This window comes from Pseudokineococcus marinus (genome assembly GCF_013004605.1).
Lineage (GTDB): Bacteria > Actinomycetota > Actinomycetes > Actinomycetales > Quadrisphaeraceae > Pseudokineococcus > Pseudokineococcus marinus.
Map to the genome: position 1 here is coordinate 1 of NZ_JABEMA010000003.1, position 18,698 is coordinate 18,698.

Here is an 18,698-nt window from a genome sequence, read left to right on the forward strand (position 1 = left end):
GTGCCGTGCGCCGTCCGCGAGGAGCGCCCCGGGGCACCCGGCCGGCCGCGGCGCTGGTCGGCGCCCTGGCCGCCCCGGGTCGGGGAGCACGACGCCGACCGCCTCGGCCCGGACGACGGCACGGCCGCCGCCGTCCTCGTGCCCGGCTGCGACCGCGCGCTCGTCGTCGACGGAGACGACGCCCTGGAGCTGCGGTGGGGCGCCGACCACGACCAACCGGTCTCGCTCCTGCTGTGGCGCAACCTGCGCGGCTGGCCGGCCGGCGCGCCGTACCGCAGCACCGGCCTGGAGCCGCTCCTCGGCGCCACGTCCGACCTCGCCGCGGCGCAGCAGGTCTCGGCCCGTGGGGGCGCCAGTGGCGACAGGGGCGGCGCCGCCCGGCTCGACGCCTCGGGGCAGGCGTCCTGGTGGCTCGAGGTGCGGACCCGGCGGCGCCCCGGACCGCAGGATCGTCCAGGCCAGGCCGTGGGTGCGTCCTCCCCCGGCGGGCCGTCCGGCCCCTAGCGTCGGGGGGTGCTCACCGCCGAGTCCCCCACCGCCGCAGCCGCGACCGCCGAGGAGGTGGACCTCTCGGGCCCGTGGGCGATGGCCCTCGACCGGGACGACGCCGGCGAGGACCAGCGCTGGTACGCCCGAGACCTGACCTGTGACGGCGGAGCCGACGATGGGGCCGGCGGCGGGACCGTCCACCTGCCGGGGTCGCTGCAGGAGCAGGGCTACGGCGACGAGGTCACCGCGGAGACCGCCTGGAACGGCCAGGTGGTCGACCGCTCGTACTACCTCGACGACCGCTACGCGCCCTACCGCGAGCCCGGGAAGGTCGCCGTCCCCTTCTGGCTGCAGCCGCGCCGCTACTACCGCGGGGCGGCCTGGTACCAGCGCACCGTCCAGGTGCCGGCCGCCTGGGCGGGCCGCCGGGTCGTCCTGGAGCTCGAGCGCGTGCACTGGGAGTCGACGCTGTGGGTCGACGAGCGCCGCGTCGGCTCGGAGCGGAGCCTGTGCGCCCCGCACCGCTACGACCTCGGCGTCCTCGCGCCCGGCGAGCACCGGGTCACGCTGCGCGTCGACAACCGCACGGTCGTCGACGTCGGGCCCAACGCCCACAGCACGACCGACCACACGCAGGGCAGCTGGAACGGCGTCGTCGGCCGGGTCGCGCTGCGCGCCCGGCCGGACGTCGTCGTGCGCCGCGTCCGCGTCGTGCCGCGCGTGGCCGACCGCGCCCTCACCGTGCGGCTCGACCTCGCCGGCGGGCCGTCGGGCGTCGGCGCGGGACGCGTGGTCCTCACCGCCCGGCGCTGCGACGACCTCCCCGGCCCTCGCGGGCCCGAGCCGGAGCCCCTCGTCGTCGACTACGCCTTCGACGCCGGCATGAGCCCGCGGGGCCTGTCCGCCACGACGGCCCACCTCGACGTCGACCTGCCGCTCGGCGACGGCGCCGCCCTCTGGGACGAGCACTCCCCGGCGCTGTACGCCCTCGAGGTGGCCCTCGAGCCCGAGGGGCGCCCGGAGGACCGCACGGTGCGGCGCACCGTCGTCGGGCTGCGCGAGGTCTCGGTCGTCGGCACGCAGATCGCCGTGAACGGCCGCCCCACCTTCGTGCGCGGCACCCTCGAGTGCTGCGTCTTCCCCCTCACCGGGTACCCGCCCACCGACGTGGCGTCGTGGGCGCGGATCGTCGCCGTCTGCCGCGCGCACGGGCTCAACCTCCTGCGCTTCCACTCCTGGTGCCCGCCGGAGGCGGCCTTCCGGGCGGCCGACGAGGCGGGGATGCTCCTGCAGGTCGAGGGCCCGGTGTGGGCCAACCAGGGCGCCTCGCTCGGAGAGGGCGGCTCGCTGGACGCCTTCGTCCACGAGGAGACGCGAGCGGTCCTCGACGAGTTCGGCGACCACCCCTCCTTCGTCGTCATGGCGCACGGCAACGAGCCGTCGGGGCGCGACGCGGAGTTCCTCGGCGACTGGGTCACCACGTGGCGCCGGCGCGACCCGCGGCGCCTCTACACGAGCGGCGCCGGCTGGCCCGCCATCGTCGAGAACGACCTCGACAACGTCTCCGAGCCGCGGCTGCACCGCTGGGACGAGGGGCTCGGCTCGCGGCTCAACGCGACCCCGCCGACGACGGACGCCGACTACAGCGCCTGGGTGGAGGGCGCGGCGCGGCCCGTCGTCAGCCACGAGGTGGGGCAGTGGTGCGCGCACCCGTCCTTCGCCGAGCGCGCCAAGTACACGGGGCTGATGCAGCCGCGGAACCTCGACGTCTTCGCCGACTTCCTCGAGCAGGGCGGGATGGGCGACCAGGCGGAGGACTTCCTCCACGCCTCGGGGCGCCTGCAGCTGCTCTGCTACAAGGAGGAGGTGGAGGCGGCGCTGCGCACGCCCGGCTTCGGCGGCTTCCACCTCCTCGGCCTGTCGGACTTCCCCGGGCAGGGCACGGCGCTCGTCGGCGTCCTCGACGCGTTCTGGGAGGGCAAGGGCTACTGCGAGCCCGAGGAGTTCGCGCGCTTCTGCGGGGTGACGACGCCGCTGGCGCGCCTGCCGCGGCGCGTGCTCGCCGCAGGCGACGACCTGGTCTTCGAGCCGCAGGTCGCCCACTTCGGCGCCGGCCCGCTGCGCGCGAGGACGACGTGGCGGGTGCTCACCACCGACGGCGGAGGCGGCGGGGAGGCCCTCGGCGGAGACGTCGTCGCCGAGGGCGTGGTCCCGGGCGAGGAGGTGCCGGTCGGCAACGCCCGTCGCCACGACGTCGTGCGCGTGCCGCTCGAGGCGGTCGGGCGCGCGGTGGCCGCGAGCGGCACGGGGGTGCGCCTACGGCTCGAGCTGGCGGTGGTCGACCTCGACGGCGGGGCCGAGCACCGCAACGACTGGGACGTGTGGGTCTTCCCCGCCCCGGCCGCCCGCCGGTCGGACGAGGGGGCCGCAGCCGGCGTCGTCGTCACCCGGGCCCCGGACGAGGCCGTCCGGCGCGCCGACGCCGGCGAGCGCGTCGTCCTCGTGCCCCCGGCGGCGAGCCTGCGCGACGACGTCGCCCTCGGCTTCACGCCGGTGTTCTGGAACACGGCGTGGACCAAGGGGCAGGCGCCCCACACCCTCGGGCTGGTGCACGACGCGCAGCACCCGCTCTTCGCGCGCTTCCCCTCCACGGGCCACACGGACTGGCAGTGGTGGGAGGTGCTGCACGGCGCCCGGGCGATGCAGCTCGAGGGCCTGCCCCGTGCGCTGCGGCCGGTGGTCCAGCCCATCGACACGTGGTTCTCCGCGCGCCGCCTCGGGCTCGTCGTCGAGATGGGCGTCGGAGACGGGGCGCTGCTCGTCTGCTCGGCCGACGTCCTCGACGCCCCCGCCGACCGCCCGGCCGCCGCGGCCTTCCGCGACGCGCTGCTCGCGTACGCGGCCGGGCCGGACTTCGCGCCCGGCGTCGCGGTGAGCGCGACCGAGGCGGGGAGGTGGCTGGCGGACGTGTCCGTCGACGTGCCCGAGTGACCCTGGGGTCGCCGTCCGGCCGCCCCGCTGGGCGCCCGGTCGCCGCTCGCCTATCCAGCCCGGCGGGCGGCGTCGTCCTCCTCGTCGAAGACGATGACCTGCCGGATCGCCGCACCGTCGGCGAGCGCGTCCATGGCCTCGTTGACGTCCTCGAGCCGCGTGCGCGCGGAGATGAGCGCCTCGACGGGCAGCCGCCCCTCGCGCCACATCTGCGCGTAGGTCGGGATGTCGCGGGCGGGCACGGCCGAGCCGAGGTAGCTGCCGATGATGGTGCGGGCCTCGGCGGTGAGTCCGAGGGGCTTGATGGCCGCCTCGGCGGTCGGCGCGGGCAGGCCCACGGTCACGGTCGTGCCGCCGACGCCGGTGAGCGCCACCGCGGTCTCGAAGGCGCGCGCGTTGCCGGCGGCCTCCACGACGACGGGCGCTGTGAGCCCGGCCTCGAGGGCCTCGGCGGGCGAGAGCGCCTGCGCCGCCCCCAGCTCGAGCGCGCGGGCCAGCTTCTCCGGCACCGCGTCCACGCCGATCACGGGGCCGCGGCCGAGCGACACGGCGGTGATGAGCGCCGCCATCCCGACCCCGCCGAGCCCCACGACGACGACGGTGTCGCCGTCGCGCGGCCGCCCGGCGTTGAGCACGGCCCCGCCGCCGGTGAGCACCGCGCAGCCGAGCACGGCGGCGACCTCGGCCGGGACGTCGTCGTCGACGGCCACGACGGAGCGGCGGTCGACGACGGCGTGCGTCGCGAAGCCGGAGACGCCGAGGTGGTGGTGGACCTCGTCGCCCGCACCGACCGCGTCGTCACCCTCGCCGAGCGGTGCCGTCGCGTGCAGCCGCCGCCCGCCGGCCAGCAGCTCGCCGGCGTTGTTGGACGCCGAGCCCCGCGTGCACGGCAGCCGGCCGTCGGTCCGGCAGCCGTCGCACTCCCCGCAGCGCGGCAGGAAGGCCATGACGACGCGCTGGCCGACGGCGAGGTCGTCGACCTCGCTGCCGACGCGCTCGACCCGTCCGGCGGCCTCGTGCCCGAGGAGCATCGGCACCGGGCGCACGCGGTTGCCGTCGACGACGGAGAGGTCGGAGTGGCAGACGCCGGCCGCCTCGATCCGCACGAGCACCTCGGTGGGGCCCGGGTCGTCGAGCTCGAGCTCGACGACGGAGATCGGCCGTGTGTCGCGGTAGGGGCGCTCGTCGCCGATGCGCTCGAGCACCGCGCCGCGGATCCTCATGCCGCCTCCTCAGCCGTCCGGAGCGACCGGGCAGAACGACGGCTCCTCCGAGGGGCGGGCAGAGGCATGCGCGCCGCCAGGGCGTCGCCGGTCATCTCGGTCTCCTCGTCGTCGCGGAGCGCGCCAGCTCGTCGGGCGCGGCTCCACACTGCGGCAGGCGCCCGAGCCTCGCCCGAGGAGGTCGCAGACGAGCCGTCAGGCGACGACGAGGACCGCCGCACCCGACGTCGCAAAAGCACCGCCGCGGGTCGTCGTCGCCGTCAGCGCTCGTAGAGCGCCCGGATCCGCCGCAGCCGCTCGACGACGCGCTGGGTGTCGAGCTCAGGGCGCGGATCGGGATGGTCCAGCATCGCCCGGAGCGTGCGCACGAGCTCGACCGCCACCTCCGGCGCGGAGGTCGACCCGGCGTCCGGCACCCCCGTCGCGCCGCTCAGCTCGGCGACCAGGCGCAGCCTCCCGCGAGCCGGCATCGGCCGACCGTCCTCCGAAGGACCCACCTCGAGGCTGGCGTCGTCGTGCCGCAGCCGGAGGTAGACCGCCTCGCCGGTCGGCCTCCACCAGCCGTAGCCCTGCTCCGGGTACATGCCGCCGTACTCGACGAACTCGATCTCCTCCGTGGCGCCGTTGACCGCGGCGAGGAGAGCCGCCTCACGCCGCTCCCGCTCCGCGACCTCTTCCGGCGTGGGAGGCGGAAGTCGCTGCCACAGACGCCGAGAGGCGTCCGAGAGTGGTGCCGCGGCGGCCTCGCCCGGTGCGCCGTCCTCGACGTCGTCCACGACCCCTCCTCAGCCCTCGACGAGCGCCGGGGCGAGCCTCCCGGCCGTGCGCGCTCAGCGGTCGACGCGAGCATGACCGCCTCGCTCACGGCGGTCCAGCACGTATCAGTGGCGCAGCCCCCTGCCCGAGGAGCCGACGCCCTCACCCACCCGACGCCCCGCCCCGCGGCCCGTCGTCGTAGGTGTCCATCGCCCGCCACGCGCGCTGCACGCCCTGGAGGGCCGCGCGTGTCTGCTCGGGACGGCTCGCCTGCATGCCGGCGAGCAGCCCGTAGACCACGGCGGTGATGGCCGTCACCGACTGGAAGAACGAGACGCCCTCGCTCGGCACGATGAGCGGCACGTCGGAGACCTGCGCGACCGGACCCCGATCGAGGTCGCTGATCGACACCACGCGCGCACCGGCCGACCGGGCGGCGCGCGCGGCGGCGAGCAGCTCGCGCATGGGGCGCCACGGGTTGACGAGGAGGACGACGTCGCCCGGCCCCAGCGCCGAGACGGCGGTCGCCAGGTGCGGGCCGCCCCGTGACTCCAGCTGCGCCCGGTAGCCCATCGTCGCGGCGAGGTGGGCGAAGACGGTCGCCGGCCCGGCGAACGAGCCCTGCCCGAGCACGAGCAGGTGCTCGGCCTCCCCCAGCGCCGCGACCGCACGCTCGGCGTCGTCGCGGTCGACCGTCTCGAGCGCGAGCCGCAGGTTCTCCATGTCGTGGCGGACGGCGTCGTGGACGACCCCGTCGGTCTCCCGGTGGTGCTGCTCGAGCGTCTGCTCCGTGGAGATCTCCAGCAGGTAGCGCGCCCGCAGCTCGTGCTGCAGCGTCGGCCACCCGCGGAAGCCGAGGCGCTGGGCGCAGCGGACGACCGTGCTCTTGTCGACGCCGGCGCGCGCGGCGATCGCCGCGACGTCGGAGTAGGACGCGAGCTGCTGGTTGCGCTTCACCGTCTCGAAGACGCGCTCCTGCGCCGGCGAGAGCCCCGCCGACGGGCGCAGGCCGTCGAGCCACGTGCTGATCACGCCGTCACCGCCCCCCTCGCCCCGGCGGACGACGTCGAGCCGAACTGTAGGAGCCGCAGCGGGACCGGGCGGTCCGCGCCGTCCGACCCCCACCGACCGTCCGCGAACTCATGGACGCGATCCTGCAACGGCCATTGCCAGCATGTCGACGTGCACCTACGTTTGCCGACCGTCACGGCCGGGCGCACCACGGCTCCGGCCCGCACCGACGGACGACGCGAGAGCAGGACACGTGGACACCACCCCTCCCGACGGGGCCGCCCCGGCGGACCTCCCCAGCGACGGCGCGGGCGCCGAGCGGCGCGTCGCCGTCGTCGGCCTCGGCGCGATGGGCGGCGCCATGGCGACGACGCTGAACCGGGCCGGCTGGGCGGTCACGGGTTTCGACCCGTCGCCCGAGGCCCGGGCACGCGCGGCCGACGCCGGCGTGGCGACGGCCGACCGGCTCGAGGACGTCGCGGGCACGCCCTTCGTCGTCCTCTCCCTGCCGTCGGCGCGCGTCGTCGAGCAGACGGTCCCCGTGCTGCTGGAGCGCGAGGGCACCCGCGTCGTCCTCGACACCACGACGTCGGAGCCCGCCACCAGCGAGGCCATGGCCGCCGCCGCCCGCGAGCGCGGCGCCGTCTTCGTCGACGCGCCCGTCTCCGGCGGCGCGAGCGGCGCGGCCACCGGGGCGCTGAGCGCCTTCGTCGGCGGCACCCCCGACGACGTCCGCGCCGCCGAGCCGCTGCTCGCCGCGCTGACCGGCGGGCAGTACGCCGTCGTCGGCGGCACGGGCGCCGGCAACGTCGTCAAGCTCCTCAACAACGTGCTGTGCGCGACCAACCTCATCGCCGTCGGCGAGGCGATGGACGTGGCCGCCGCTCACGGGCTCGACCTCGCCACGGTCGCGCAGGCCGTCAGCGGCGCGTCGGGCGGCAGCGCCGTCACGGCGAACGCCCTCCCGCGGTGGGTGCTCTCGGGCACCTTCGACTCCGGCTTCGCCCTCGGCCTCATGGCCCGCGACGTGGGCCTCGCCCTCGACGTCGCCGCCGCCCGCGGGGCGAAGCCCGCGCTGCTCGCCGCGACGCACGACGCCTGGCAGCGCGCCCTCGCCGAGCGCGGCCCCGCTGCGGACTTCACCGAGGCCCCCGCCACCGCCGCGACCGCGACCACTGCCCTCGCGCCGGCGGACGCCACCGCGAGCTCCACGACCAGCAGCGAGGACGACCGATGACGACGACCACCCGCCAGTCCGACGCCCCCGCCCCCGGCGCGCCTCCCGCTCCCCCGGCCGGGCCCGACGACCACCACCGCAGCGGCGCCGCGACGGCGTCCGCCGTGCTGGCCGAGTCGCTGCCCTCGGGCCTCGGCTCCTTCGTCGATGGGCGCGTCGTCCCCGGCACGGGCGACGTCGTCGAGCTCGTCACCCCCGCCACCGGCGAGGTCTTCACCTCCTACCGCGACGCCGGGCCCGACGTCCTCGACCGGCTGCTCGCCTCCTCCACCGAGGGCGCGCGCACGTGGGGGGCCACCGACCCCTTCGCGCGGGCCGCGACGCTGCGCGAGGTCTCCCGCGTCGTGGCCGCGCACGCCGAGGAGCTCGCCGTCCTGGAGTCGGCCACGACGGGCAAGCCGCTGCGCGACGCCCGCGCCGAGACCGGCCGCGTCGCCGAGATGTTCGGCTTCTACGCCGGGTGGGCCGACAAGGTCTCCGGCGACACCCTGCCCGTCCCCGGCGACTGGCTCACCTACACGCGCCGGGTGCCGTGGGGCGTCGTCACCGCGGTCACGCCGTGGAACGCGCCCGTCTTCACGGCGGGCTGGAACTCCTCCGCGCCGCTGGCGGCCGGCAACGCCGTCGTCCTCAAGCCCAGCGAGTTCACGCCGGCCACCACGGTGCGCCTGGCCCAGCTGGCCCACGAGGCCGGGCTGCCGGCCGGGGTGCTCAACGTCGCCGTCGGCCTCGGCGCCACCACCGGCGCCGCCGTGACGACGGACCCGCGCGTCGGCAAGGTGAGCTTCGTCGGCTCGGTGCCCACGGGCCGCGCCGTCGGGACGGCGTGCGCCGCCGCCGGCATCCCCACCGTCCTCGAGCTGGGCGGCAAGAGCGCGACGATCGTGTTTGCCGACGCCGACCTCGACCGGGCCGCCGACGGCGCCGTCGCCGCGATCTTCGCGGCCGCCGGCCAGTCGTGCGTCGCGGGCTCGCGCCTGCTCGTCGAGCGGTCGGTGCACGCCGCGCTGCTGGAGAAGGTCGTCGAGCGCGCCGGGCGCCTGCGCCTCGGCGACCCGCTGGACCCCGCGACCGAGGTCGGGCCCATCGTCACGGCCGGTCAGCACGCCCGCGTGCGCGCGCTGCTCGAGCTCGGGCTCACCGACGGCGCGATCCGCGCGACCCCCCTCGCCGAGACGCCGTCGGGCGACCTCGCCGGCGGCCACTGGGTCGCGCCCACGGTGCTCGACGGCGTCACGCCGGCCAACGCGCTGGAGACCACCGAGGTCTTCGGGCCCGTCCTCGGCGTCGACGCCTTCGACACCGAGGAGGAGGCCGTCGCCCGCGCCAACGCCACCGGCTTCGGCTTGGCCGGCTCGGTGTGGACGAACGACGTCTCGCGGGCGCACCGCGTCGCCGCGGGCGTGCGGGCGGGGACCTTCTGGGTCAACGCCTGCAAGACCATCCACGTCGCCGTGCCGTTCGGCGGCTTCGGCGACTCCGGCCACGGGCGCTCGTCCGGGCCCGGCGTGCTCGACGAGTACACGCAGCTCAAGGCCGTTTGGGTGCCGGTGCAGCCCGTCGGCGCCCCGTTCCCCTCGCTCGGCTACTGACCCGCCCCCATCCCCCGCCCCGCCCACACCCCCGGAGGAACCGCATGGACAGGCCCGCAGACCTCGTGGCGGCGTGGCGGCTCCTGGCCGTCGCGCTGGTCATCGTGGTCCTCTCCCAGCTCCTCGGCATCCGCCGCATCGAGGTGGGGATCGGCACCATCCTGCTGCTGCCGCTGCTCTACGCCTTCCTCGCGGGGCTGGTGCTCAACCCGAGCATCACCGGCCGGGTCGGAAAGGTGTTGGGACGCCGTGAGGTGCGGCTCGCGTCGCCGCTCATCATCGTGGCGATCCTGCCGTTCATCGCCCGCTTCGGGACGACGATCGGCCCCGACATCGAGGCGGTCATCGCCGCCGGGCCGGCGCTGCTGCTGCAAGAGCTCGGCAACCTCGGGACGATCGTCCTGGCCTTCCCCGTCGCCGTGTACCTGCTGAAGCTGCGCCGCGAGGCTGTCGGGGCGACGTTCTCCGTCGCCCGCGAGCCGAGCCTCGCGATCATCGCCGACCGCTACGGCCTGCGCGGCCCCGAGGGCGCCGGCGTCCTGGCCGTCTACGTCGTCGGCACGCTCGTGGGAACCATCGTCTTCTCGGTGATGGCGAGCTTCGTCGCCTCGCTCGACGTCCTCGACCCCCGGGCGCTGGCCATGGCCTGCGGGGTGGGCAGCGGCTCGATGATGGCCGCCTGCAGCGGCGCGCTCGCGGCCACGCTGCCGGAGATGGAGGACACCATCCTGGCCTTCGCCGGCACGAGCAACCTCCTCACCTACGCGACGGGCATGTATGTGACGCTCTTCGTCGCCCTGCCGCTCGTCGAGTGGATGTACCGCAAGGCCCACCCCGAGGACACCCGCGCCGCGGCGACGCCGGCGGCCACGAGCGACGAGGAGGGCGCCCGATGAGCGCCACGCCGGTCGATGACGTCGAGGACACCCAGGACGAGCGGCTGTCCCTGCCGAGCGAGATGACGGCGCTGCTCGCCGTCCTGCCCCTCGGCTGGGCCGCCCAGCTCATCGCCACCGACCTGTCCGCCCTGCGCGCGGCCGCCGGCGTGCTGGCCCTCGGGCTCATCGCTGTGATCGGCATCCTGCTCACCCGCGCCCTGCCGTTCCTGCGGTTGCCGAGCGTCGCCTGGGTCTCGCTCGTCGGCATCGTCGCGAGCCTGCCGATGCTCCCCTGGGGCGAGGCCGTGGTCGGCGTGGTCGGCGAGATCGACTTCCTCGCCCTGTCCGTGCCGTGCCTGGCCTTCGCCGGGCTCGCCATCTCCCGGCGGGAAGTGGCCATCGCCAAGACGTCGGGGTGGAAGCTGCTCGTCGTCGGGGTGCTCGTGCTGATCGGGACGTTCATCGGGTCGGCGCTCATCGCGGACGTGACGCTGCCGTTGCTGGAGTGAGGGCGCTCGGCGCGCGGCGGCGGGTGACGGCCTCGCCGACCTGTCGGCCGCCTCGGCGCACGACGATCCATGGATCCGGACAGGACGCTGTCGAGAAGCGCTGACGACCTGACGGCGCTCGTGATGGGCTCGCCCTGTGCTCGCTGACGAGATCGCCGACCGCTGGCCCCGCCTCTTCCACATGGCCGAGGCGGGGTCGTGGCCGTCGATCCAGCGTCACGGCCTGCTCTCCACGCAGGCGCTGTGCGACCTCTACGACGTCCGGCAGCCGCACCGCGACGACCTCCTCGCGCGCAAGCGCCCGCAGTCGGTGCAACTGGCCCACACGGAACACGGGACGGCGTGGGTCCGAGACAACAAGCCGATCAACGAGACCGTGCTGCGCCGGACGCTCGTCGGCATGGACGAGGCGAGCTGGTACCGAACACTCAACAGCCGCGTCTTCTTCTGGCTCAGCGAGGAGCGGCTCGCCAAGTTGCACGCCGCTTACCGCGGGCGCAGGCACGACCTACTCGTCGTCAGCACCGCGAAGCTGCTCGCCGCGCACGGCGGCGAGGTGGAGCTGTGCCCGCTGAATAGCGGCGCCGTCCACGCCGGCGCTGTCGTGACCCGCGGGGCGGAGACGTTCCGTCGCATCGCCGACTACCCGTGGGAGGAGCGTCGGCGCATCACCCGTCGTGAGCCGGTGGTCGAGCTGACGGTGCCGTACGCCGTCCGGGACATCGCCGACCTCGTCGAGGACGTCCGCGCCCTGTGAGAGACGAGCGACCACTATGAAAGCTGCTCATGGCGGACTGCCACGTGCGAATGTCCCCCGGTGCCCAGCCTGGAGAGCCTCGAAGCACTGCCGACCCGCACCCAGATCGACGCGCACTCCGTGCGGTACCGCCCGCAGTGGTGGAGGACGCGGGTGCCCTCGACGTGCTGGCCGACGTCACTCGACGGCCTTCCCGCTGACGAGCACAAGCCACGCTGGCACCGCATCAGCCGGAGCGACGTCGCGCACCTTGCTGCCGACCACACCGCCCCCGGACGCGTCCGCCTGCTCGTGGCGGCCTACGTCTGGGGCACCGGCTCCAGCGGCTTCCTGTTCGGCCGGAACACCCGCTGGCTCAAGAGCGACCTTGGCGACGTCGGCGGCCGCCTCACGTCCGCCGCGCACGTTCTGCTAACGCAGGGCGCAGGCGCCGCTTACTCCTCGATGCTCCGCGGCGGCGACAACGCCGTCGCCTACGTCGGCCCCGCCTTCTTCACGAAGTACCTCTACTTCACAGCCTCCGGCGTGACCGTCCCTGGCCCTCGCCCGCTCATCCTCGACCGGCGCGTCGCGAGCGCCCTGCGCAGCCACACCGACCTCGGCACCAGCAAGCAGGGGTGGTCCGTCGCGGAGTACGAGGCCTACCTCGCACGGGCCTCGGCCTTCGCCGATCGGCACGGCGTCGGACCGGACGCCGTCGAGCTCGCCCTCTTCCGCGCCGGCGGCTCACGCACCTGAGACGAGCCGCTTGAGCGCCACCTGCAGCTCCGGGTCGACGGCGTAGACGACGGTGCCGGCCATCCCCCGCGTCAGCAGCACCTTGTAGACGTGCCGCACGAGGCGGTCGAAGTCCGCGTCGGTGACGGCCGTCCGCGACCGGAAGTCGGGGTCCTTGTTGGCGGACCGGTCCGTGCGCAGGGCGCCCTCGCGCCAGACGAGGTCGTGGCCGAGGATGACGCCGTTCCAGTCGTACTCGAAGCCCTGCGCGGTGTAGACACAGCCCACTTGGCCGAAGCCGCCCTCTTCGGTGGCCCACAGGGCGGAGGCCGGAGCACTGCCGATCCGGCGGTCGCCCTTGAGGTTCCACGGCCGGGCCCACGAGCCGACCTGCACATCGGGCACCAGCGTCCCGTCACGGCGCGGATCGCTCCAGGGCCAGCAGTAGCCGGCGGTCATCCGCGCGCTGCGTCCCTTCGCGAGCCGCTCGGCGAGGAAGCCCTCCATCTCGGCCGGGGAGTCGGCGACGCGCAGGTCGAAGTCGGTCCCCCGCCACGCCCTCGGACCGGTGTCCGTCAGGCCGAGCAGGTCGCGGACCCACCGGACATAGGTGTCGCTGCCGCCGCAGCGGAACTGGTCGGCGAGGTCGACCTCGACCACCCGGACGGCGTGGGCCCGGGCGTACTCCCGGATCGCCTCGACGGACCCGATCTCTCCCGGCCGCACGACCTGGTTCTCGTCGAGCAGGAGCACCGGGACCCGCGCCGCGGAGACCAGCTCGTCCAGCTGCGGCCGCCCGGTCCGCCGCTCGGCCGGAGTCCAGCGCGACTCCGAGGTCCGCCGAATTCGGTGGGCCTCGTCCATGACGAGCACGTCGAGACCGTCGGGCTCGGCCTCCATGTAGCTGTTGAAGTACGTGAAGAGGCTCTTGGTGCGGGAGCTGCCGCGACCGGCAACCTTGCGCAGCGTCTGCGTGAAGGACCGCGAGCCGGTCGCGTGCAGCGTCCGGTAGCCGCGCCGCGCGAGCTCACCAAGCAGCGACAGCGCGACGACGCTCTTGCCCGACCCCGGACCGCCCGTCACCACGACGACGGTCTTGCCGCGGCCACGGCGAGCCCGCTCCACCTCGTGCAGCACCGTCCGGTAGGCCAACTGCTGGTCGGCGAGGAGGGTGAAGTGCTCCCGCTGCTGGATCTCCTCCGCGGCGACGGCCAGCAGCGTCCGCGACGGGCGAGCCGCACTGGCCGAGAGCTGCTCCGCGGCGGCCTTGCCCGGCGAGGGAGCCAGATGCTCGCGGAGGTAGCCCAGCCACTCGTCACGCTGGTCTCCCCCAAAGATGCGGCTTGCGGGGAGCGTCGGCGAGCTAGCCATGTCGGCCGCCCGCGCGTTGTGGACGTAGGCCGCACCGCGGACGAGGTCGGGAGCCTCGTGGAGCGTTTCGGTGAAGTCGACGAGGTACTCGCGGTAGCCGTCGACCTGCAGCAGCGGGTGAAGCCGCGGCTCGTGGACGTCGGGGACGGTGACGAGCGCTCGGTCCTCCTCGTACGACGCGAAGGACGACCACTGCTTCAGCTCCACGGCTACGTACGACGGGTTGCCCGTCCGCGGATGCGTCCCAGCGAGGACGGCGTCGATGCGGCGGCTCGTCAACGGCAGCCGGTACTCGAGCAGTACCTGGACATCGCCCAGCCCGGCGTCGTGCAAGTCGCGCACGAGAACGGGGATGCTGGCTCGCCACGAGCGCGCCTCAGCAGACGAGGCTCGGTGGCCGGCGTGCCGCTGCAGCTCGCCGTCGAGCTCGACGACGACGTCACCCGAGGTCACGGCGTCCATGAGATCGGACGCCGAACGGCGGAGCAGAGCAGACACCAGACCCGCCCGAGGCAGCACGAAGGGACTCGTGCGGGTGGTGGGCGCCTCGCTGCACCGCTGCCACGGTGCGGCGGTGCCAGTCGGGCCGCTGAAGCAGGCTAGCCAGGCGATGAGCCCGACTCGAGGTCAGGGCTTCGATTGGGCCGCGTGGTAGTCCGCGTTGTGCCGCGCTAACAGGGTCGCCTCCGGCCTGTCCGACGGTGACGCCGGCATCGACATGCAGTGACCCTCGAGCGTGCGGTATTCAGGCGCCACGACCTTCGGCGCGACCATCACCTCGCCGGTTGGCAAGACGGTGAGAAGGTGCGCATCGAAGAGGGCATGAATGTCCCGCCTGAGCAGCATGCCGTTCCACACCTCGTTGCTGTGCGGCCCCCTGTAGCGTTCAATGTGGGCTGCTTCGAGCGCCTCTCGGTCTGATGTACCCGTGATCGCGCATGCCCCCTTGTACGCCAAGTCAAGAGTCGACCGAAAGCGGTCTTGGCCCTCTCGGACAGTCCTCAACATGACGCGGTAGCGCAGTCGCTGCCCCTCCGGGATCTGGCGGTACAGCGACTGCTCCAGAGACGACAACGCCGACTCCGGTTCGGCCGAGAAGTACTGCCGCCACGGCAAGGCCGCCTCGTCGGACATCCGCGGCCATGAGTGCACCGGCTGGGTGATGCCCGATGCGTCCCGCAGTTGGCCGTATGAGGGATTGCCTTTCTGAGGGACGCGCTCAGCCACCACCTGCATGGACCACAACCACTTGTACCTACCGGGTTCCGGCCACGGTACTTCAGACAACGAGCTCGGGTGGCGCGGGCGCTCTTCGGCAACGGTCCAGGCCAGGAGGCCGACGGGCGCCTGCCAGATGAAGACGTCGTCCCCCGGGCGGACGCCACCAGCGTTTCCCCCCGATCCCATCAGGCTGTGGCGCTTGCAGATTTCCCAATTTGTGGGGCCGTAGGTCTCGTTGAAACTGGCCACCCAAGCAGGCACAGGTGCTCCCTGGCGGGATCACCTCGGGTGGTGGCATGCCGGTGCAGGGAGCCAGTCGGGTCGAGGTTCGAAGTGTGCGCGCGCCACTCGGCGCTAGGCGAGGCTCGTCCCGGAAGAGGCCTGTCGATGCCTTCGGGCAGCATAGGCAACCAGTACGTGCTGCGTGCTCCGCCTGTCCGGTAGCGATGTACATCGGAGCGGGAGGCACCCACCGCACCCGCTCGCCCCAGTGGAGGACATCGTCTGGGCGCCGCTGATCAAGGCGACGCCCCGCACACGGGGCTCAATCCACGGCTGCGTCTCTCGCAAGAAGCCCTACGCCAGGACGGCCACTGCAGGAGCGCTCGTGCAGCGAGATGTACGTGACGAACGGTGACCAAGGGGACGCAGGGTGGCGGCGGACAGAACTCCGTTATGGAGCGGCTCCCTCGAGGCCATGCTGGAGTCACTACCCCGGGGGTCAGGGTCCAAGGCTTGGTCCGGGCGCAGCAGATCACGGTCCAGGCTCTCGGGGGCGACGCGGTCCTCCTCCTTGAGGAGGGAGCCCGCAACGTTCTGATCGGTGGCGGGACGACCAGCCAGCAGGGCCGCGAGGACACGATCCGGCGTCTCGGCGCACCGCTCGCGAACAGCGGTGGGGTCGACAGCCAGGTGGAAGGCGTTCGAGCCTTCGCGCGTGCGCACCATCGGCGGTCTGGTGGTGACGACCTGCGTGCGGTCGTCGTCCCGCCAGGTCACCTGCGCCATGACCGTCGACTCCGGGTCCTGCGGCGGCTGCCCGATGACGTCAGCGATCCGCGCGGGTCGACTTCCAGCGCCGGGCTGGATGACGAAGTCCGCTGCAGTCACCACGGAAGGCTAGGGCGGGCAGCCGTGACCGCTAGGCCGTGCAGGCGGCGCTGACCGCGGTGGTCGCGGGCACGTCGCGCCTCCGGCACCGTGGCAGCCGTGCCCCTCCGCCGCCTGAGCACCGAATCCCGCGCCGCCGCCGACGCCTACTTCACCGAGTGGGTCATCGGCGGGGCGCGGACGCTGGAGGCCTTCGCCCGCCGCCTCGCCGACGACGGTGGGCCGGCCGACCACCTCGACGGGACTCCCGCAAGCCTCACGCCCGTCTTCACCTGGGTCGTCGAGCACCTCGTGCTCGTGACCGACGAGGTGGTCGACGACGGCGACCTCCCGCCGTGGTGCGCGCCCGGCCCGGTCACCGGTCCCAGCGGCGAGCTCGACCCGGCGTCGGCACGGCTCGCTGACGGGCTCGCGCGCTACTTCGGGGAGGTCCTCGTCCGGCACGTGCCCGGCGCTCGCTGGCTCATCGGCGACGAGCCACGGCACCGGAAGACCTACATCGACCAGCAGTGGCCGGTCGTCGCCGGCCACCTTCTGGCGATCAACCCCCTCGAGGCCCGAGGGCTCGCACTCAAGCTCGCCGGGCAGCCGGTGGAGCGCCGGCGGTACGGGTGGCTGCAGGAGAACGCCGAGCGCTACATCGAGATCGGCGCTCAGGGCGGTGCACCGGACGAGCCCGCATGGACCGTCGACGCGGTCGACGCCGAGAGGGTGCCCGGCGAGGGATGGCGCTGGGAGGTCGGCCTCGACGACGACCTCGCCGCCGACGACGACCGGACCGCCGCACTGACGACGACCCTCGCGCTGCTGCCCGGCGCCACCGCCGTCGAGGTGGAGGACCGCGGCGCCTGGCTCGTCGCCGGCGACGTCGACCGCGCCGCGCTCGAGGCGGCCGTGCGCGGCTGGGCGGCTGCCCGCCGCTGAGCCACGGGCGGAGCACCGCGCCCCAGGACGCCCGGCGCGCGCCCTCCAGGACCTGCCGGTCACCGCCGTCGCGCTCAACACGACGGATGCGCGCCCGAAGACCCCACACCGGGCGGATCAGTCCTAACGTCGCCGCGAGCCGGGGGGCTCGGCGGCCGGACGCCGTCGTGCAGCAGACCGACGACACGGCGGAGGTCCTCCTGGTGGGAGCCAGCGCACGATCCGGACGGCACGCCCGAGCAGCGCGCAGGGCCGCGGGAGCGTCCGCGGCCCTGGCCGCCGCCCTGGTCCTGTCGTCCTGCTACGCCGTCCAGGACACGATCGCGACCGTCGACCGGACCGACGCCGTCGGCGAGCCGCTGGGCGACACGCCCGTCCGAGAGGGCGGGGACCTGGTCATGGGCCTGTCCGCCGAGCCGGACGCCCTCGACCCGACGACGTCCTCCTCGCTGTACACGCGCTACGTCATGGCGTCGATCTGCGAGAAGCTCTACGACCTCGACGCCGACGGCGAGCTGGTGCCGCAGCTGGCCACCGACCTGCCGACGGTCTCCGAGGACGGGCTGCAGGTCGACATCCCCGTCCGCGAGGACGTCGTCTTCGGCGACGGCACGCCCTTCGACGCCGAGGCCGTCGCGACGACGCTGCAGCGGCACCTCGACCTGCCGTCCTCCTCCCGCGCCAGCGAGATGGGCCCGATCACCGACATCGCGGCGCTCGACGCCACGACCGTCCGCCTCACCTACGAGACGCCGTTCGCGCCCATCACCGCGGCGCTGGCCGACCGCGCCGGGATGATCATGTCGCCGACGGCGCTGGAGGAGCTGGGCGAGGACTTCGGCTCCTCGCCCACGTGCGTCGGCCCCTTCCGCTTCGTCGAGCGGGTGCCGCAGACGGAGATCGTCGTCGAGCGCGACCCGGGCTACTACGCCGCCGACGAGGTGCACCTCGACACGATCACCTACCGGATCATGACCGACGCCTCCATCCGGGCCGCCAACCTCCGCTCGGGCGACGTGCAGGTGGCCGACACCATCTCCACGCAGGACGCCGACGCGATGTCCCGCGAGAGCGGCCTCACGCTCCTGCAGTCCAGCTCGCTGGGCTACCAGGCGGTCACCTTCAACGTCGGCAACGTCGACGGCACCGGGCAGCCGCCCGGGGAGGTCGACACCCCCGAGGCGCAGGACGCCCGCGTCCGCCAGGCGTTCTCGCTGGCCGTCGACCGCGAGGCGCTCGTCGCCACCGTCTTCAACGGGTGGTTCGACGCGGCGTGCTCGCCGATCAGCCCCGACAGCCCCTTCAGCACCCCGGCGAGCGAGGCGTGCCCCGAGCACGACCCCGAGGCGGCGCTCGCGCTGCTGCGCGAGGCCGGCGTCGAGCCGCCGCTGCAGATCGACATGCAGATCTCCAACACGCCCGACTCGCTGCGGCTCGGCCAGGCGCTGCAGGCCTCGGTGCAGGCTGGCGGCTTCGACGTCCGGATCTCCCCCGTCGAGTACTCGACGCTGCTCGACGTCCAGTCCCGCGGCGACTTCCGGATGCTCCAGCTCGGGTGGTCCGGGCGCGTGGACCCCGCCGCCAACACCCAGAACTTCCTGTCCACCGGGGCCGGCAACAACTACTCCGGCTACTCCGACGAGGAGATGGACGCCCTCCTCGCCGAGGCCTCGCAGGGCACCGACCAGGCCGCGCGCGCCGAGGTCTACGGCGAGGTCGTCACCAAGGTCCAGGAGGACGACCCGGTCGTGTACCTGTACCGGCAGCGCAACCTCACCGCCCACACCGACGAGGTCGCCGGCGTGCAGACGTTCGCCGACGGCGTCGTCCGGCTCTCGCGGGCCGCCTTCGTCGGGGACGACGACGGCGCCGATGACGACACAGCCGCCGACACCGCCGGGGAGGGCTGACG

15 protein-coding genes and 1 pseudogene are annotated in these 18,698 nt (G+C 74.3%); 10 read left to right on the plus strand and 6 right to left on the minus strand.

Features of this window, described 5'->3' with window-relative positions; translation table 11 throughout:
* Together HLB09_RS00455 and HLB09_RS00460 are read left to right on the plus strand one after the other, a co-directional pair.
* Nucleotides 1–504: pseudogene (locus tag HLB09_RS00455) on the plus strand (hypothetical protein); the annotation flags it as partial.
* A gap of 9 nt (nt 505–513) precedes the next feature.
* Nucleotides 514–3,480: a sugar-binding domain-containing protein gene (locus tag HLB09_RS00460; RefSeq protein WP_212755648.1), complete on the plus strand. Its 2,967-nt coding sequence runs from the start codon at nt 514–516 to the stop codon at nt 3,478–3,480.
* Nucleotides 3,481–3,530: 50 nt separating this feature from the next.
* On the opposite strand, the gene HLB09_RS00465 is transcribed toward HLB09_RS00460, so the two are convergent.
* The 3 genes from HLB09_RS00465 to HLB09_RS00475 form a co-directional block, all read right to left on the minus strand.
* Nucleotides 3,531–4,703, minus strand: a complete 1,173-nt coding sequence (locus HLB09_RS00465; RefSeq protein ID WP_171201448.1) for an alcohol dehydrogenase catalytic domain-containing protein — start codon at nt 4,701–4,703, stop codon at nt 3,531–3,533.
* Nucleotides 4,704–4,963: 260 nt separating this feature from the next.
* The gene (locus HLB09_RS00470; RefSeq protein ID WP_171201449.1) at nt 4,964–5,479 is read right to left on the minus strand and encodes a hypothetical protein; all 516 of its coding nucleotides are present in this window, start codon (nt 5,477–5,479) and stop codon (nt 4,964–4,966) included.
* 142 nt (nt 5,480–5,621) lie between these two features.
* Nucleotides 5,622–6,491, minus strand: coding sequence for a MurR/RpiR family transcriptional regulator (locus HLB09_RS00475; protein WP_171201450.1), 870 nt, complete (start codon nt 6,489–6,491; stop codon nt 5,622–5,624).
* A 232-nt stretch (nt 6,492–6,723) separates the two neighbouring features.
* On the opposite strand from HLB09_RS00475, the gene HLB09_RS00480 reads away from it, so the two are divergent.
* The 6 genes from HLB09_RS00480 to HLB09_RS00505 all read left to right on the plus strand — a co-directional run bounded on the left by HLB09_RS00480 (nt 6,724) and on the right by HLB09_RS00505 (nt 12,181).
* On the plus strand, nt 6,724–7,707 hold the full coding sequence (locus tag HLB09_RS00480) for an NAD(P)-dependent oxidoreductase (protein WP_212755650.1): 984 nt from the start codon (nt 6,724–6,726) through the stop codon (nt 7,705–7,707).
* On the plus strand, nt 7,704–9,299 hold the full coding sequence (locus tag HLB09_RS00485) for an aldehyde dehydrogenase family protein (protein WP_171201452.1): 1,596 nt from the start codon (nt 7,704–7,706) through the stop codon (nt 9,297–9,299). Before HLB09_RS00480 ends, HLB09_RS00485 begins: the two co-directional genes overlap by 4 nt.
* 44 nt (nt 9,300–9,343) lie before the next feature.
* Complete coding sequence (locus HLB09_RS00490) at nt 9,344–10,195, plus strand: DUF3100 domain-containing protein (protein ID WP_171201453.1); 852 nt, start codon at nt 9,344–9,346, stop codon at nt 10,193–10,195.
* On the plus strand, nt 10,192–10,686 hold the full coding sequence (locus tag HLB09_RS00495; RefSeq protein ID WP_171201454.1) for a hypothetical protein: 495 nt from the start codon (nt 10,192–10,194) through the stop codon (nt 10,684–10,686). Before HLB09_RS00490 ends, HLB09_RS00495 begins: the two co-directional genes overlap by 4 nt.
* 136 nt (nt 10,687–10,822) lie before the next feature.
* On the plus strand, nt 10,823–11,443 hold the full coding sequence (locus tag HLB09_RS00500; RefSeq protein ID WP_171201455.1) for a DUF7002 family protein: 621 nt from the start codon (nt 10,823–10,825) through the stop codon (nt 11,441–11,443).
* Nucleotides 11,444–11,503: 60 nt separating this feature from the next.
* A complete protein-coding gene (locus HLB09_RS00505) occupies nt 11,504–12,181 on the plus strand; it encodes an 8-oxoguanine DNA glycosylase OGG fold protein (RefSeq protein WP_171201456.1) in 678 nt (225 codons plus the stop codon).
* Here the strand turns inward: HLB09_RS00505 and HLB09_RS00510 are convergent.
* The 3 genes from HLB09_RS00510 to HLB09_RS00520 form a co-directional block, all read right to left on the minus strand.
* Nucleotides 12,170–13,993, minus strand: coding sequence for a DNA/RNA helicase domain-containing protein (locus HLB09_RS00510; RefSeq protein ID WP_171201457.1), 1,824 nt, complete (start codon nt 13,991–13,993; stop codon nt 12,170–12,172). The genes HLB09_RS00505 and HLB09_RS00510 overlap by 12 nt on opposite strands.
* Before the next feature lie 165 nt (nt 13,994–14,158).
* On the minus strand, nt 14,159–15,001 hold the full coding sequence (locus HLB09_RS19625; protein WP_171201458.1) for an HNH endonuclease: 843 nt from the start codon (nt 14,999–15,001) through the stop codon (nt 14,159–14,161).
* 327 nt (nt 15,002–15,328) lie between these two features.
* Entirely contained in the window at nt 15,329–15,862 is a 534-nt protein-coding gene (locus HLB09_RS00520) for a hypothetical protein (RefSeq protein WP_171201459.1), read from the minus strand.
* 99 nt (nt 15,863–15,961) lie between these two features.
* On the opposite strand from HLB09_RS00520, the gene HLB09_RS00525 reads away from it, so the two are divergent.
* The gene (locus tag HLB09_RS00525; protein ID WP_171201460.1) at nt 15,962–16,786 is read left to right on the plus strand and encodes a hypothetical protein; all 825 of its coding nucleotides are present in this window, start codon (nt 15,962–15,964) and stop codon (nt 16,784–16,786) included.
* 167 nt (nt 16,787–16,953) lie between these two features.
* A complete protein-coding gene (locus HLB09_RS00530) occupies nt 16,954–18,696 on the plus strand; it encodes an ABC transporter substrate-binding protein (RefSeq protein ID WP_322789965.1) in 1,743 nt (580 codons plus the stop codon).
* Nucleotides 18,697–18,698: the final 2 nt, after the last annotated feature.

Coding starts and splice junctions, on each gene's coding strand:
- HLB09_RS00465 (WP_171201448.1), bottom strand. CDS start 4,703: ATGAGGATCCGCGGCGCGGTGCTCGAGCGCATCGGCGACGAGCGCCCC.
- HLB09_RS00485 (WP_171201452.1), top strand. CDS start 7,704: ATGACGACGACCACCCGCCAGTCCGACGCCCCCGCCCCCGGCGCGCCT.
- HLB09_RS00490 (WP_171201453.1), top strand. CDS start 9,344: ATGGACAGGCCCGCAGACCTCGTGGCGGCGTGGCGGCTCCTGGCCGTC.
- HLB09_RS00495 (WP_171201454.1), top strand. CDS start 10,192: ATGAGCGCCACGCCGGTCGATGACGTCGAGGACACCCAGGACGAGCGG.
- HLB09_RS00510 (WP_171201457.1), bottom strand. CDS start 13,993: ATGGACGCCGTGACCTCGGGTGACGTCGTCGTCGAGCTCGACGGCGAG.